Source organism: Litoreibacter sp. (assembly GCF_039974535.1).
Taxonomy (GTDB): Bacteria; Pseudomonadota; Alphaproteobacteria; order Rhodobacterales; family Rhodobacteraceae; genus Litoreibacter.
Map to the genome: position 1 here is coordinate 69,199 of NZ_JBDWIU010000014.1, position 15,555 is coordinate 84,753.

A 15,555-nucleotide genomic window follows, 5' to 3' on the forward strand; every position below is an offset into this window, starting at 1 on the left:
GCAGACGCCCATGAGTTAGATACATCCCTCCTCCAGCACCTGAACCGCCAAGAATCGGGGTTCCCTTTTTCAAGCAAACGCCCTATACGCGCCCATCCGCTATACATTTAGTGGATCACTCCATGGGCCTTGCTGGACGACATCCCGGCCTGCGCCATTCACACTAACCTTTAAAGGAGACCCCGATGTCGATTACAGCTGAAGAAAAAACACGCTTGATGAAAGAATTCGCAACCAAAGAGGGCGACACTGGTTCGCCTGAAGTACAAGTTGCGATCCTGACCTCACGCATCACGACTTTGACCGAGCACTTCAAAACCCACAAAAAAGACAACCACGGTCGTCGTGGTCTTTTGAAGATGGTTGCTTTGCGTCGTAAGCTTTTGGATTACACCAAAGGCAAAGACGAAGCGCGCTACCAAGACCTGATCAAAAAGCTTGGCATCCGCCGCTAAAGCGTTGCGCCATTAGCTATAGAAAACGCCCGCCAATTTGGCGGGCGTTTTTCTTTTATAGATACCCTGCATTTGGGTCGAGCGCGTTTCAGGCGATCTCTGTAGCTATCGGAACCCAATCGCATACATCAACCGCGATCGGACCGCGTTCGGTGTATTGGACACGCAAACCGACGGCTTCGCACGCGATGAGTTCCTTAATTCCGTACCGCTCAAGAATGGATGAGTGGATGAAGATATCCTCTATTCCGCGAAATGCGTTCGCAAAACCAAACCCTTTGATGGGATCGTACCATTTGACCCGCGCCGGAATCGCTTCAATTGACTCGAGCGCAGAGATCTCATCGTCACCACCGACCTGCTTGACCGACAGAATTTCCGTAACTCGAACGCCTTTCTCAAGCTCTTCGACCATCACTTCGAGAGTGCTACCTTCCAGTAAAATCAGGCAAACGGCCTCATCCAGAACACTTCGATGTAGAAATATATCCTCGTCATACTCGGGGGCGGTTAAAAACCCGAACCCTTTCGTCCGATCAAACCATTTCAACTGACCTGAGATTTGACGGGTTACGGTTGCTGGGGGAACCTCGTCTATTAAATTTTCTATCATACCAGCCTTCTTCGTCACTAAACTTATTAGAAGCGTTGCACGCCTTTCCTTGAGTTTAAGTCGATTTCGCATTGATTTCACTGTGAAAGGCGGTCCGGCTCCGTCCTCTTTGGGGTAGATACCTATCCATTCGGATAGGTATTTTTCCTACTAACGTAGGGGCCGCTACCCATGAGAACATCATTCGAAGAAATACGCCCGACGTTTGGAGACAAGACTACAAGCAAGGCTATCCACCTCCCCACTTCCCAAACGCGTCAAACCCCTATATAGCCGCGCTATCTGAGACGTGACACCCAGACCCCGGGTGCATGCAAGAGGATTGGGGTCGGCGGCAATGGGGCCGCTATTTACACGGGAGACCCGGAAGGCCGGGAGTGCTCCCTTATAGGAAACGATACATGTTTACTGAGACAAAGAAATCAATCGAGTGGGGCGAAGAAACCCTGACGCTCGAAACCGGCAAGATTGCCCGTCAGGCTGACGGCTGCGTTATTGCCACTTACGGTGAAACCTCCGTTATGGCCGCTGTGACTTTTGCCAAGAAGCAAAAGCCGGGTCAGGACTTTTTCCCGCTGACCGTTCACTACAATGAGAAATACTACGCCGCGGGTAAAATCCCAGGCGGTTTCTTCAAGCGTGAGGCCCGCCCCACCGAGAAAGAAACACTGACATCGCGCCTGATCGACCGTCCGATCCGCCCGCTGTTTGTTCCTGGCTTCAAAAACGAAGTTCTGGTGATCTGTACTGTGCTGAGCCACGATCTGGTTAACGACCCAGACATGGTTGCAATGATCGCGGCGTCTGCTGCTCTGACCATTTCTGGCGCACCATTCATGGGCCCAATCGCTGCTTGCCGCGTTGGTTATGAAGATGGCGATTACATCCTGAACCCAGAGCTCGATGACATGCACAACCTGCGCTACAACCCAGAGCAGCGTTTGGACCTTGTTGTTGCAGGCACCAAAGACGCCGTGATGATGGTTGAATCGGAAGCCTACGAGCTGACCGAAGAAGAAATGCTGGGTGCGGTGACTTTCGCCCACGAGCAAATCCAGCCAGCCATCGACTTGATCATGGACTTCGCAGGCGAATGCGCCAAAGAGCCGTTCGACTTCACAGCGCCTGACTACTCCGACCTGTATGCGGCTGTTGCCAAATCAGGCGAAAAAGCCATGCGTGCGGCCTACGCCATCTCCGACAAGCAAGAGCGCACCGCCGCTGTTGCCGCTGCAAAAGAGACTGCTCAAGAAGGCCTGTCCGAAGAGCAGCTGGCAGATGAGAACCTCGGTGCTGCACTGAAGAAGCTTGAATCCACCGTCCTTCGTGGCGACGTGGTGAAGAACAAGAAGCGTATCGATGGTCGTAACTTGGACGAGATCCGCGATATCGTATCCGAAGTAGGCTTGCTGCCACGTACACACGGCTCTGCCCTGTTTACACGCGGCGAGACCCAAGGTCTGGTTGTGACCACTTTGGGTACTGGCGACGACGAGCAGATGATCGACAGCCTGCAAGGCATGTATAAGTCGAACTTCCTGCTGCATTATAACTTCCCTCCATACTCTGTTGGTGAAGTTGGTCGCTTTGGCCCTCCAGGTCGCCGCGAAATCGGTCACGGTAAACTTGCATGGCGCGCCCTTCAGGCCGTTCTGCCAGCGCCAACTGATTTCCCATACACCGTTCGCTTGGTCTCTGAGATCACTGAATCCAACGGCTCGTCTTCCATGGCGTCCGTATGTGGTGGCTCCTTGTCCATGATGGACGCTGGCGTTCCATTGAAAGCACCGGTTGCTGGTGTTGCTATGGGTCTGATCTTGGAAGAAGACGGCTCCTACGCGGTTCTGTCCGACATCTTGGGTGACGAAGACCACCTTGGCGACATGGACTTCAAAGTGGCTGGTACCGAGAACGGCATCACCTCTTTGCAGATGGATATCAAAGTTGCAGGCATCACGCCTGACATCATGAAGACTGCTTTGGCTCAGGCTAAAGAAGGTCGTATCCACATCCTTGGCGAAATGAACAAAGCGCTGTCTTCGGCTAGCGACTTCTCGGTTCACGCACCACGCATCGAGACCATGCAGATCCCAACGGATAAAATCCGCGAAGTGATCGGTTCCGGCGGCAAAGTCATCCGCGAGATCGTGGAAGTTTCCGGCGCGAAAGTGGACATCAACGACGAAGGCGTCATCAAGATCGCTAGCCCGAATGGCGAAGCAATCAAGAAAGCCTACGACATGATCCACTCGATCGTGGCAGAGCCTGAAGAAGGTGCCGTCTACACCGGTACTGTTGTGAAGATCGTCGACTTCGGTGCCTTCGTGAACTTCTTCGGCAAACGCGACGGTCTGGTCCACGTGTCCCAAATCGAGAACCGCCGTTTGAACCACCCTTCCGACGTCCTCAAAGAGGGCCAAGAAGTGAAGGTCAAATTGCTGGGCTTCGACGACCGCGGCAAAGTCCGTTTGTCGATGAAAGTTGTCGATCAGGAAACTGGCGAAGAAATCAAAGAAGAGAAGAAAGAGGACTAATCCTCTCTAGTCTTTTCGAACGATTTGGGGCCCCGGCGGAAACGCCGGGGCCTTTTTGTAGTGCAACACCTAAAGAGCCATTTTATTCGATCAAAAACACGCACAAAACCAAGATCATAACGTGTAATTTGTTTTAGTGAACAATGCGATAACCAAGGCGATAACCATGATGACTTTAGACGTCAGAACACACGCCTACATGCATTACTCACAAGGAAAACAACCATGCGCTTCACACCTTTCTACATCGCAGCGGCCACGCTAATTGCGGCACCGGCAGCGGCTCAAGACCTATATGGTCACGTCTTTGGAGGGGGCTCATTCATCCAAGATCCAACGTTCGAAGGCGTTGTAACTCCACCGGGCGGTCAGCAGTCCGTAGGTACCGATTTCGACACCGGCTTCGGAGTTGGGGTTGCGATTGGTAAATCACTTCCGTCTCTAAATTTTGGCAACTTCCGCGTAAGAGGCGAGATCGAACTGTCTTACAATTCAGGTGACGTGGATTCTGTGTTTTTCTCAGGAAATGGAGCTGCAGCCGAGGCAAATGTCAGTGGTGACATCTCCACCACGCGGGCATTTGGTAACATTATCGCCGACCTCCCAACTGGTGGCGCATTCACCCCTTACGCGGGTTTCGGTCTGGGCGTCGCATCCACCGACACAAACATCAACTATGGCACCGGCGTTCGGCTTGATGACCGAAGCGAGAACATTTCTGCCCAACTGATCTTAGGTGGCTCATATGCCTTATCTGACTCGCTTAGCCTAACAGGCGACGTACGATATGTTCGTGATTTTGGTGTCGATACACCGCGCTTTAATTCTGCAGGGGGGCTCACCGGTGTCGTCAGTGACGATATCTCTTCGGTGAATCTCAACGTTGGTTTACGTTTCGGTTTCTAGCCCTCGTTCGAAACTCAGCCAGCTTGCAGCTATGGGATGCCCCAATCATCTCATGAAAGCCCCGATGGAAATGTCGGGGCTTTTAAGTTACACCTTCCTTGATCACGCTCCTGTTATTGCCCATCACGGCGGAAAACCGCTAAACTGTGTAAAATTGCGCCCTGTGGGAATTGGGGCCAGTATGGGTACAAGGACACCGATTATGCTAAACCGACGCACACTTTTGACCACTTCGTTTGCCGCCGCAGCGGTTGGGACGCCCGCGCTGGCGCAACGTAAATCTTGGGTTATGCCCGAAGAATACAAACCGCACATTGTGACTTTGCAAGGCGACCTGCCTGCGGGAGAAGTGCACGTCGACCCGAAAGCTTTCGCGCTGTACTGGACGATGGCTGAGGGCAAGGCCCTGCGCTACACCTGTGGCATTGGCAAAGCGGGCCTGTACGAATCCGGCACATTCCACGTCGGGGCTAAGAAGCACTGGCCATCTTGGACACCTACGCAGGACATGATCAAACGCGATCCTGCTTCCTACAAACAATTTGAAGACGGCATGCCGGGCGGCCCAGACAACCCGCTGGGATCGCGCGCGTTGTACCTGTTCACACCGGGCAAGGGGGATACCTTCTTGCGCATCCATGGCACATCCGCGCCTTGGACGATCGCATCTGCGGTATCCAACGGCTGCGTACGCCTGACAAATGCCCATATCGCGCATCTGTACCAACAGGTGCCTGAAGGCACTAAGGTCGTTTTGCACTAAGCAGAACATTCAGATCTAACGCAAAAGGCCGACCCGTTTGGGTCGGCCTTCGTGTTTTCAAGGCTTAAGTTAACTTAGGCAGGCGCTTTGACGGTGCGCAGGTAAGGCAACACTTCTGTCACGTCACCAAACTTAGCTTTTGCGTCCTCGGTACTGACCGCTGGTGGGACAATCACGTCTTGGCCTTGCTGCCAATTGGCTGGTGTCGCCACGCCTTTGGCAGACATTTGCAAGCCATCCAACGCGCGCAAGATTTCTGCGAAGTTCCGGCCTACGGTCATTGGGTAAGTCATGGACAACTTCAACTGCTTGTCCGGCCCCACGATGAACACCGAACGCACTGTGGCACTATCCGCAGGTGTACGGCCGTCTGGTAGATATGCTTCTGCTGGCAGCATGTCGAATGCTTTGGCCATTGTCAGATCAATATCAGCAACGATTGCGAACTCGGCTTTAGCGTTAGCGACCTGCTCGATGTCACGCTTCCATTTCACGTGCTCTTCAACACCATCGACTGAAACACCCAATACTTTTGTGTTCCGTTTGGCCCATTCATCAGCCAGTTGAGCAACTGCCCCGAATTCTGTCGTGCAAACCGGTGTGAAATCTTTCGGATGGGAAAAAATGATCGCCCAGCTATCACCTACGAAGTCGTGCAAGCTGACGTCCCCTTTGTCAGTAGCAACTGTGATATTTGGAATAGTGTCGTTTATGCGCAGACCCATGGCGGTCCCTTTCCATTTGTGGTTTCTGTTACCGATATAATGTCGACAACAGCCTTAGACACCCCCGAACGGAGCATCCAATGTCCAATCACAAAAATTTCTACATCAACGGCCAATGGGTAGCACCCTCGACTGCAAACGACCTTGACGTGATCAACCCTTCGAATGAGGAAGTTTGCGCCACGATCTCCCTTGGATCTGAGGCAGACACCAATGCAGCGGTGGATGCAGCACGCGCTGCGTTTGATGAATGGGCAGCGGTGTCAAAAGCAGAAAAGTTGGCGCTCCTGAACAAGCTACTGGAGGTCTACAACGCTCGCTCCGAAGACATGGCTCAAGCTATTTCGGTAGAGATGGGTGCGCCGCAAAAATTGGCGCGTGCACAACAAGTCGGCGCAGGTTCATGGCACTTGAAGGGCTTTATCGATGCGTTTGAGGCGTTTGAGTTCGACACGCCCTACACCGAGACAGAAATGACCCTACGCGAACCAATCGGCGTTTGCGCTTTGATCACCCCATGGAACTGGCCGATGAACCAGATCGTGTTGAAGGTTATTCCGGCAATCGCAGCGGGCTGCACCGTTGTGCTGAAACCATCCGAGATTTCGCCATTGTCTGGCATCCTATTCTCAGAGTTCATGGACGAGGCCGGCTTCCCCGCTGGTGTCTACAACATGGTCAACGGGGATGGCCCGGGCGTGGGCTCGCAGCTGTCCGCACATCCTGACGTCGACATGGTATCCTTCACTGGATCGTCCCGCGCGGGCAAACTGATCTCCAAGTCTGCAGCTGACACGTTGAAACGCGTCTCGCTGGAATTGGGCGGCAAGGGCGCCAACATCATCTTCGCTGACGCGGTTGACAACGCTCCGGCTAACGGCGCTGCTCGCTGCTTCCGCAACACTGGCCAATCGTGCAACGCCCCAACCCGGATGTTCGTTGAATCGTCCCGCTATGCGGAAGCGGTTGAGCAGGTGAAAGCCGCAGCCGAGGCCACCAAGGTCGCGCCAGCCTCCGAGGATGGCGGCCACATTGGCCCGTTGGTATCTGAGATGCAATTCAACAAGGTGCAGGACCTGATCCAAAAAGGTATCGACGAAGGCGCGACATTGCTTGCCGGTGGCGTTGGCCGCCCCGACGGGTTGAACCGCGGCTACTTTGCACGCCCTACGGTTTTCACGGATGTGACCCCAGACATGACCATCTACAAAGAGGAAATCTTTGGCCCCGTCATGTGCCTGATGCCCTTCGAGACGGAAGAAGACGTGATCGAGATGGCCAATGACACACCCTACGGTTTGACCAACTACATCCAAACCGAGGACACCGAAAAGCGCCGCCGTGTGGCGCGTCGCCTTCGGTCCGGCATGGTTGAGACCAACGGTTCCGGCTTTGCGCAAGGCTCCCCTTTTGGGGGTTACAAGCAATCGGGCAACGGTCGCGAAGGTGGCGTATTCGGGATCGAAGAATTCTTGGAAGTGAAAGCCGTCTCTGGCTGGAACAGCTAATCAGATATTGTTGCCACCCCTGCATTAGAAAGGGGTGGCACTCGCCTTAGAATGGCACCTTGGCTTTGAACTCCACGGCCTTACCACCCTGAGGATGGCGCAGCTTCAAGCTTTCTGCATGGAGCATCATCCGAGAGAAATTTTCGGCATCACCTGAATAAAACGGGTCGCCTAATATCGGGTGGCCGAGCGCTTGCATATGGACCCGCAACTGGTGCGAGCGGCCCGTGTGCGGGGACAATCGCATACGTGTTGTCCCATCTTTCACCGCTCCGCGCCGCCATTGGGTGATGGCCTGCTTACCACGCTCGAAGTTCACATGTTGAAGCGGGCGGTTCGGCCAGTCCACGACCAAAGGCAAGTGGATCTCACCTGTTTTGCCCTCCACCTCGCCATGAACCAAGGCCATGTAGGTTTTCTTAGTGTGGCGCCGCTCAAACTGCAGGCCAAGATGGCGTTGTGCGGATTTGGTTAGGGCGAAGACCATGACGCCGGAGGTATCACGATCAAGCCGGTGTACAAGTAAAGCCGTCGGGAACGCCGCTTGGATGCGCGCAATCAGGCAATCGGCCAAATGCTCGCCTTTGCCGGGAACTGACAGCAAACCAGCCGGCTTATTTACCAGTAACAGCTCAGCATCCTCGTGGATCACATCCAATGGGTTGGTTGGCGGGTTGTATTCGCTACTGACCACGGCTGCGCACCATTGAATACGTGTACAGGATCAAAGCCGCCCAGATCATTGGAAACGCGATGGCGTGAGCGGTGCCGAATGGCTCCCCAAACACGAAAACGGCCACAAGGAAGATCAAAGTCGGCGCGATATACTGAAGGATACCAGTTGTTGTCATGCGCAGGCGTTTAGCCCCGTTAGCGAATAGCATTAACGGCACTGCCGTGACGACCCCACAGCCAACTAACAACCACACATTACCCGAGAAATGGCTGATGCCGTTTGACCCGATGTAGATCAAGTATCCGATCGCTGGGATGGCCAAGATCAGAACCTCGAGCAGGAACCCTTGGTTAGGGCCGATGGGCAAGGCCTTCTTGAACAGGGCGTAGAAACCCCAAGTCAAAGACACCGCGATGGACACAAGCGGCAACCGGCCAGCATCAATGGTGAGCACGACCACGGCCGCAACGGCCAACGCGATTGCGGCCCATTGCAAACGGGTCAGCTTTTCCTTGAGCAGGGCAAAGCCCAAGAACACAGAAAGCAACGGGTTGATATAGTACCCAAGGGCCGCGTCCAAGGTATGCCCCGCGCTAATCGCCCAAACATAGATGCCCCAGTTCAACGATATGAGCACCGCGGTAACACAGCCCATCGCGAGCATCTTTGGCGTTGTTAGAGCCACTTTTATGTCGTTGGTCCGCCTCAAGAAGATCAACACCAGCCCAGCGATTGGGATCGACCAAATAACACGATGAGCAACAATTTCCGCCGCTGGGACATGCGACAAGGCCTTCATGTATAGCGGAAGGAACCCCCACAGGAAGTAAGCGGAAATAGCAAAAGCGAAGCCGACGGGGCTATCACCTGATTTGTCAGTACTATCATCTGAATGAGCCATAGGTTCATTCACCACCAAGCCTCGCCAGTTGCAAGTCCTAGACTTTCACTCGCTCTGATTTAGGGTCATAAAACGGCTTGGAAGAAACCTCCGCCCGAACACGAGTACCTGCCACGTCTATCTCGTATGTAGACACGAGAACATCCGCCAGCTTTTCGCCATGACAGGGAACGTATCCCATGCCCATAGCGGCTCCCAGATGATGACCGTATGATCCAGAAGTCAGATACCCCACGATCTCGCCGTTCCTTAGGACTGGTTCCGCATGATACAGCAATGGCTCCGGTTCAATCAGCTTGAATTGCAAAAGGCGCATATTTAGACCCTTTTCGGCCTTATCCAACACTGCCTCTCGTCCGATAAAACCTGCCTTATTTTTCTTTACGGCAAAGCCCAACCCTGCCTCCATGACGTGATCCTCGGAGGTGATGTCGTGGCCAAAGTGGCGGAACCCCTTTTCCATGCGACAACTGTCCATCATGTGCATGCCGCACAGTTTCAGGTCCATGTCTTGGCCAGCCTCAAGCAATGTCTCAAACACATGCGCCGCTTGGTCGGCGCTGACGTAAAGCTCCCAACCCAACTCGCCCACGTAGGTCACGCGGTGCACCCGTGCCAAGCCCATCCCAATTTCCACCTCTTGCGCGGTGCCAAAGGGGTTAACGGCGTTGGAGAAGTCGCCAGAAGAGACCTTCTCAAGCAGTGCGCGTGAATTGGGCCCCATCACGGCCAACACGCCCTCACTCGCGGTCACATCAGTGATGACCACGTTGAATTCCCCGACATTCCGGCGCATCCACGTCTCGTCTGCTAATCTTGTAGCGGCAGGGGTGACTACGAGATACGCCGTCTCAGACAGGCGAGTGACGGTAACGTCCGCCTCAATCCCTGCTCGTGAATTTAGGAACTGCGTATAGACGATCTTACCGACCGGCACGGAATAATCCCCGCCGCCGATGTAGTTCAAGAAGGCTTCTGCATCGCCTCCTTCGACCCTAATCTTGCCAAAAGATGACATATCGTACATTCCGACATTGCTACGAACGGCCTCGTGTTCGCGAGCGACATTGCCAAAGAAGTTCTGACGTTTCCAAGAATACCGATACTCCCGCTCTTGTGCCTCATCCGCGAACCAATTGGCACGCTCCCACCCAGAGAGCTCTCCCATCACGGCACCATTATCCAATAAGTGTTGGTGGAAAGGTGTACGTCGAATTCCCCGAGCGGTCTTTTTCTGCAGGTACGGGAAATGATCCGCATAAAGCAGACCCAGAGTTTCTTTGGACCGCTCGAACAGATAATTTCGATTGCCTTGGAAAGGTTGCATCCGGCTGATGTCGACGTCGCCAAGATCGAAAGGCTTCTCCCCCGCGTCCATCCATTGCGCTAATGCGGAGCCTGCCCCACCTGCGGATTGGATCCCGATCGAGTTAAACCCAGCCGCCACCCAAAAATTGTCCAATTCAGGTGCGAGACCCAAATGATAGGCATCATCAGGGGTAAAGGATTCTGGGCCGTTGAAGAAGGTATGAATGCCCGCTTCCGCCAACATGGGCATGCGATTTACTGCTGCCTCCAAGATTGGCTCGAAGTGGTCGAAATCTTCGGGCAGCTGGTCGAATTCAAAATCCTTGGGGATGTCCAGCTTCCAAGGCTTCGCCACTGGCTCGAACGCACCCAACAACATCTTGCCCGCGTCCTCTTTGTAGTAGGCGCATTCATCCGGCACTCGCAGAACCGGCATTTGGGTCAAGTTCGGCACGTTCTCGGTGACGATATAAAAGTGCTCACACGAATGGAGCGGCACATTGACACCTGCCATGCGCCCGACTTCATGCCCCCACATTCCACCGCAATTTACAACGTGTTCTGCCTTAATAGACCCTATATTGCCGTTGCTATCTTCCCACGACACGCCGGTAACGCGACGCCCCTCTTTCTCGATCGAAGTGACGAGGTATCCCTCCTTGACCAAGGCCCCGTTCTGACGAGCGCCCTTTGCCAAGGCTTGAGCAATATTGGAAGGATCGCCCTGTCCGTCGAGCGGAAGGTAAACACCGCCGGTGACACCTTCGATGTTGAGATGCTCGTAACGGGTTTTTACTTCTTGAGGCGAAATAGGCTCTGCCTCGACGCCAAAGGAGCGGGCCATTGCGGCTTGCCGATTGATCTCCTCCAGCCGCTCCTCGGTCAAAGCAACGGTGATTGACCCGCACCGTTTGAACCCAGTCGCAACACCCGTTTCGGCCTCAAGGTCACCGTAAAGTTCTTGACTGTATTTGGCGAGCTTGGTCATGTTTTTGGTCGCACGAAGCTGCGCAATGAGGCCCGCCGCATGCCAAGTCGTGCCCGACGTCAGCTGCTTACGTTCCAGAAGAACCACATCCTCCCAGCCCAGCTTCGTCAAATGATACGCGACGGAGCATCCGATCACGCCACCGCCGATGATGACCACACGAGCCTGCGTTGGAAGCGTCATGAATTTTATCCTTTCAGTCGTAGAGACAATTCGCGAATGTGAGCTGGTGATATTTCGCAGCATCCGCCGATGATGGTTGCGCCCGAACTTACCCATCCTTCTGCGAAGTCTGCGTAGGTCTTTGGCGTCAAATCAGTACGTGACGACAACAAATCCACCGTCACCCCGACCTTGGAGAACTCATCGTGAATTCCTGTGAACCCGTTGGCATAGGCACCGACGGGTTTGCCACAACCAGCCAACAGTGGCACCGCATCACTGATTACCTCTGGCAAGGAGCAGTTCAACAGAACGGCGGCGGGATCGTATTCGGCCAGCAGGGGCAAGACCTCTTCCAAAGGCTCACCTGAGCGCAACTTCGTACCATCTGTGTCATCGACCGATAGAGCCACCCAAACTGGTTTGTTCGACACAGCCGCTCCCATCAAGGCCCCTCTTAGTTGGTCAACCGAGGACATCGTCTCAAAGACATGCGCGTCAACCAACGGTGCCTGTAGCTTAACCATGTTGGCATATACCTCGGCAGCCATCTCTGATGGTGGTGTCTTGTCAGGCTGGTAGGAAAACCCTTGCGGCCCCAATGCGCCTAAGACCAGACCGCTTCCATGCGCATCGCGGGCCTCGCACGCGATTGTACATGCACGCGTCATCAACTCTTCCAAACGGTCAATGATGCCATGTGGCTCCAACCTATCGGGAAGGATCGCATAGCTGTTGGTCGTCGCAATTTCAGCGCCGGCGGCAAAGAAGTCATCATGCACCGCCCTCACAGTTTCAGGGCTGTCCAGCAGCGCCTGCGTGGACCAAAGGGACGTCGCGCGACCTGCCCGCGCGACCAGCTCTTGCCCCATGCCGCCGTCTAAAATGGTGATGCTCATGCGCGTATCCGCGCGTTTTCAGGATCCCATAACGGTTGATCTTCTTGAACAATAGCGCGACAGCGCTCGCCATAAATTTCGACTTCCAGCACCGTTCCGGGCTTGGCGGCTTCCGCCTTCACCACACCTAGAGCGATCGATTTATTGATCCGGTAGCCCCAGTCGCCAGATGTCGTCTCCCCAACGATGTCATCACCCATCCAGATAGGAGACATATATGGTGCATCTGCATCCCCCGCCTCAACGACAAGCGTCACAAATCCCTTTTTAGAGCCTTGTTGCTGCTCTCGCGCCAATGCTGCTTTGCCTGGGAAGTCCTGCTCTTTATTCAACCTCAGGAAGCGAGACAAGCCTCCCTCCAGCAAGGTGTAATCCGTGGACAGATCCCCCTTCCATGTACGGTAACCTTTCTCGATACGCATGGAATTTAAGGCATACATCCCAAATGGTTTAGCCCCCGCGGCCTTCACCGCCTCATAAGCCGAGGCGCTGTCGTCAAAGGATGTGTGCACTTCCCATCCAAGCTCCCCCGCAAACGAAATGCGGAACAGCTTTGCGGCCTTCCCCGCGACTGTGGCGTCTTGGATCGACAGCCATCCGGCCTCCAAATCCGCGCCCTCTGTAATCTCGAGAAGCAGCTCGCGCGATTTAGCGCCTGTCACGATAAGGGTCGACCAATCTTTGGTAATATCGACCAGTTCAATCGCACCACCTTCAGGCAAACGGGACTTCAGGAATTCAAAGTCGTGCCACTGCGCAACAGCGGCAGTCATGATCCAGAAATCATCTTCACCCCAACGAATGATCGTCACCTCGGTCACGATACGCCCGCGATTGTCGGTGAAGTATCCAAGGTTCATGCGACCCGCCTTTGGCAACGCCCCAGCGATTTGATTGCGCAGCCATTCGGCAGCACCTTCCCCCTTAAGCGTGTACCGCGAAAATCCGGGTATATCGAGGACGCCAACACCATTGGTGCAGGCCTCAACCTCCTCCTTGATGCGCTGCTTCCAAGGCCCGTCACGCATCCATGTCTGCGTGCTTTCCTCGGAGGTATCATCACCGTCTTGCGCGAACCAATTGGCACGCTCCCACCCATTGTAGGCCCCCATCTGCCCACCAGAGGCCAGCAATGATGCATGATTAGCGGATAGTTTTTTATCGCGCCCAGCAGGCCATTCGTGGTGCGGGAAATGCATGGCGTACTCGTGACCATAGGTCTCCATCGCCTTACTGAGGCAGTAGTCGTGGTCAGCATAATCGGTGTAGCGGCGCGGGTCGCAAGACCACATGTCCATCTCGGTTTCACCATGCATGATCCACTCGGACAGCACCTTGCCAGCCCCACCACCCTGCGCGATGCCAAAGGTGAAGGAATGCGCTTCAAACGCGTTTTTCACACCGGGCATTGGGCCGATCATTGGCAGGCCATCGGGCGCATAAGGGATCGGACCGTTGATATTGCGGCCAACCCCAGCGGTTCCCAGCAAAGGAACACGCTCCATTGCATCCTCGATGTAGAATTCCAGCCGTTCCAGATCATCTGGGTACAATTGGAACGAAAAGTCGTCTGGCATCGGGTCTTGCGGAGTGACCCAATGCGCCTTGCAGTTTCGCTCGTAGGGACCAAGGTTCAAACCGTATTTGTCTTGACGAAGATAGTAGCTGATGTCCACGTCGCGGACCAACGGCAACTTATGTCCCTTTTCCTTGGTCCATGCCTCCAACTCCGAGATCGGCTCGGTCAGGAAATACTGGTGGGACATCACCACCATAGGCACCGTGCGCCCGCCGAACGGCTTGAACATCTCGCCAACTCGCTGCGCATAGTAGCCTGCACAATTGGCCACATACTGCGCTCTGATCTCACCCTTCGGGGTCTTTACGATCCATTCGTCACCATCGCGCTCCAACCCTGTGAGCGGGCAGAAACGTTCTATCCTACCACCCGCATCGCGCGCGCCTTTGGCAAGCGCTTGTGTCAATTGCGCGGGATCAATGTCGCCATCCAAAGGATCTAGCATCCCTCCTTCAAGATCATGCAGCTCCATGAAGGGGTTGTGCTCCTTCAACTCCTGAGGGGTCAAAATATCCATGGTTAGACCCTGATACCGCGCCTGCGACGCCACCTTCTCAAATTCCTGCATCCGTTCTTTAGAATGCGCCAAGCGGAGCGATCCGGTGACGTGATAATTCATCGGGTAGTCCACATCATCCGCAAGTGTGCGGTACATCTCCAACCCGTAGCGCTGCATATTCATCACCGCCCAATTGGGCGCGAAATTGGGGCAGTTTCCGGCTGCGTGCCACGTAGAGCCAGCTGTCAGTTCATTCTTTTCCAGCAAAACGCAATCTTCCCATCCCGCCTTGGCAAGGTGGTAGAGGGTCGATGTTCCCACGACGCCCCCCCCAATAATGACGACGCGTGCAGTGGTTGGGAAATCACTCATATTCTTGCTCCTCTTGACGGAATTTATTTCTAAGGTTTCTGCTCATTGCGAGATCACTGGCGTGGATGTGCCACCAAGAAGCAGACCGTAAATTATGAAGCACGACGCCATTATCCGTCGGACCCATACATTCAGCACCGCCCCCATCGCCGCACGGCCCAAACCCGCCCCGATTGCGGTGAAACTGGTGTAGCTGATGGTGGTAATGATCAATGCCGTTGGCATGATGACCCACATTTGGGACCACACTGGTACATCCGGCTGTACGAATTGCGTGAAGGCCGCGAAGTATCCCGTCACTGATTTGACGTTGATTGTCGCGATCAAGAAAGACCGACCATAGATGGTGCGGGCCGACACATTTCGGTGCGGCACTGGCTTGTGCGCATTGAGCAACCCCTTGATCCCTAAGAAGACCAAGACCCCTGCACCGATGAGTTTGCCCCAGAAGAAAGCCTCTGGCGCTTGGGCCAGCAACGCGGTTACCCCCGCCGCGGAGAGGAGCAAGAACAGGGTCGCTTGCGTTAGGATGGCCAAGACACCCCAAAGCGATGTCTTGAAGCCGTGGGCCATTCCGTTTTGTACGCAATTCACTGCGTTTGGCCCTGGTGTAGAGACGAAAACCACCCAGAAGAGCGCGAACATGATCCATCCCTCTAGCGACATA

13 protein-coding genes are annotated in these 15,555 nt (G+C 54.5%); 5 read left to right on the forward strand and 8 right to left on the reverse strand.

What is annotated here, in order from left to right; genetic code table 11:
- Window positions 1-185: 185 nt before the first annotated feature.
- Window positions 186-455, forward strand: a complete 270-nt coding sequence (gene rpsO / locus ABJN86_RS16320) for a 30S ribosomal protein S15 (RefSeq protein ID WP_298259823.1) — start codon at window positions 186-188, stop codon at window positions 453-455.
- A gap of 88 nt (window positions 456-543) precedes the next feature.
- On the opposite strand, the gene ABJN86_RS16325 is transcribed toward rpsO, so the two are convergent.
- Window positions 544-1,068 carry a cold shock domain-containing protein gene (locus tag ABJN86_RS16325; RefSeq protein WP_348367807.1) on the reverse strand — a complete coding sequence of 175 codons (525 nt, stop codon included), beginning with the start codon at window positions 1,066-1,068 and terminating at the stop codon, window positions 544-546.
- A 401-nt stretch (window positions 1,069-1,469) separates the two neighbouring features.
- Here ABJN86_RS16325 and pnp point away from each other — a divergent pair, with 401 nt between their 5' ends.
- From pnp to ABJN86_RS16340, 3 genes are all read left to right on the forward strand, one after another.
- The gene (pnp, locus tag ABJN86_RS16330; RefSeq protein ID WP_348367808.1) at window positions 1,470-3,602 is read left to right on the forward strand and encodes a polyribonucleotide nucleotidyltransferase; all 2,133 of its coding nucleotides are present in this window, start codon (window positions 1,470-1,472) and stop codon (window positions 3,600-3,602) included.
- Between the two features lie 225 nt (window positions 3,603-3,827).
- Window positions 3,828-4,508, forward strand: coding sequence for an outer membrane beta-barrel protein (locus tag ABJN86_RS16335; protein WP_348367809.1), 681 nt, complete (start codon window positions 3,828-3,830; stop codon window positions 4,506-4,508).
- Window positions 4,509-4,710: 202 nt separating this feature from the next.
- Window positions 4,711-5,271, forward strand: coding sequence for a L,D-transpeptidase (locus ABJN86_RS16340; protein ID WP_348367810.1), 561 nt, complete (start codon window positions 4,711-4,713; stop codon window positions 5,269-5,271).
- A 74-nt stretch (window positions 5,272-5,345) separates the two neighbouring features.
- Here the strand turns inward: ABJN86_RS16340 and ABJN86_RS16345 are convergent, their stop codons facing one another.
- On the reverse strand, window positions 5,346-5,996 hold the full coding sequence (locus ABJN86_RS16345; protein ID WP_348367811.1) for a peroxiredoxin: 651 nt from the start codon (window positions 5,994-5,996) through the stop codon (window positions 5,346-5,348).
- Window positions 5,997-6,076: 80 nt separating this feature from the next.
- Between ABJN86_RS16345 and ABJN86_RS16350 the strand changes: the two genes are divergently transcribed.
- Window positions 6,077-7,504: an aldehyde dehydrogenase family protein gene (locus tag ABJN86_RS16350; RefSeq protein WP_348367812.1), complete on the forward strand. Its 1,428-nt coding sequence runs from the start codon at window positions 6,077-6,079 to the stop codon at window positions 7,502-7,504.
- A gap of 46 nt (window positions 7,505-7,550) precedes the next feature.
- Here the strand turns inward: ABJN86_RS16350 and ABJN86_RS16355 are convergent, their stop codons facing one another.
- The 6 genes from ABJN86_RS16355 to ABJN86_RS16380 are packed head-to-tail and all read right to left on the reverse strand — an operon-like array spanning window position 7,551 to window position 15,554.
- A complete protein-coding gene (locus tag ABJN86_RS16355) occupies window positions 7,551-8,198 on the reverse strand; it encodes an RluA family pseudouridine synthase (RefSeq protein ID WP_348367813.1) in 648 nt (215 codons plus the stop codon).
- The gene (gene rarD, locus ABJN86_RS16360; protein ID WP_348367814.1) at window positions 8,188-9,081 is read right to left on the reverse strand and encodes an EamA family transporter RarD; all 894 of its coding nucleotides are present in this window, start codon (window positions 9,079-9,081) and stop codon (window positions 8,188-8,190) included. The genes ABJN86_RS16355 and rarD overlap by 11 nt, the downstream gene beginning before the upstream one ends.
- A 37-nt stretch (window positions 9,082-9,118) precedes the next feature.
- Window positions 9,119-11,560 (reverse strand): FAD-dependent oxidoreductase, encoded by a 2,442-nt coding sequence (locus tag ABJN86_RS16365; RefSeq protein ID WP_348367815.1) that lies wholly within the window; start codon window positions 11,558-11,560, stop codon window positions 9,119-9,121.
- A gap of 5 nt (window positions 11,561-11,565) precedes the next feature.
- Entirely contained in the window at window positions 11,566-12,438 is an 873-nt protein-coding gene (locus ABJN86_RS16370; RefSeq protein ID WP_348367816.1) for a homocysteine S-methyltransferase family protein, read from the reverse strand.
- Window positions 12,435-14,888, reverse strand: coding sequence for an FAD-dependent oxidoreductase (locus ABJN86_RS16375; protein ID WP_348367817.1), 2,454 nt, complete (start codon window positions 14,886-14,888; stop codon window positions 12,435-12,437). Before ABJN86_RS16375 ends, ABJN86_RS16370 begins: the two co-directional genes overlap by 4 nt.
- Window positions 14,889-14,930: 42 nt before the next feature.
- Window positions 14,931-15,554: a LysE family translocator gene (locus ABJN86_RS16380; protein ID WP_348367818.1), complete on the reverse strand. Its 624-nt coding sequence runs from the start codon at window positions 15,552-15,554 to the stop codon at window positions 14,931-14,933.
- Window position 15,555: the final 1 nt, after the last annotated feature.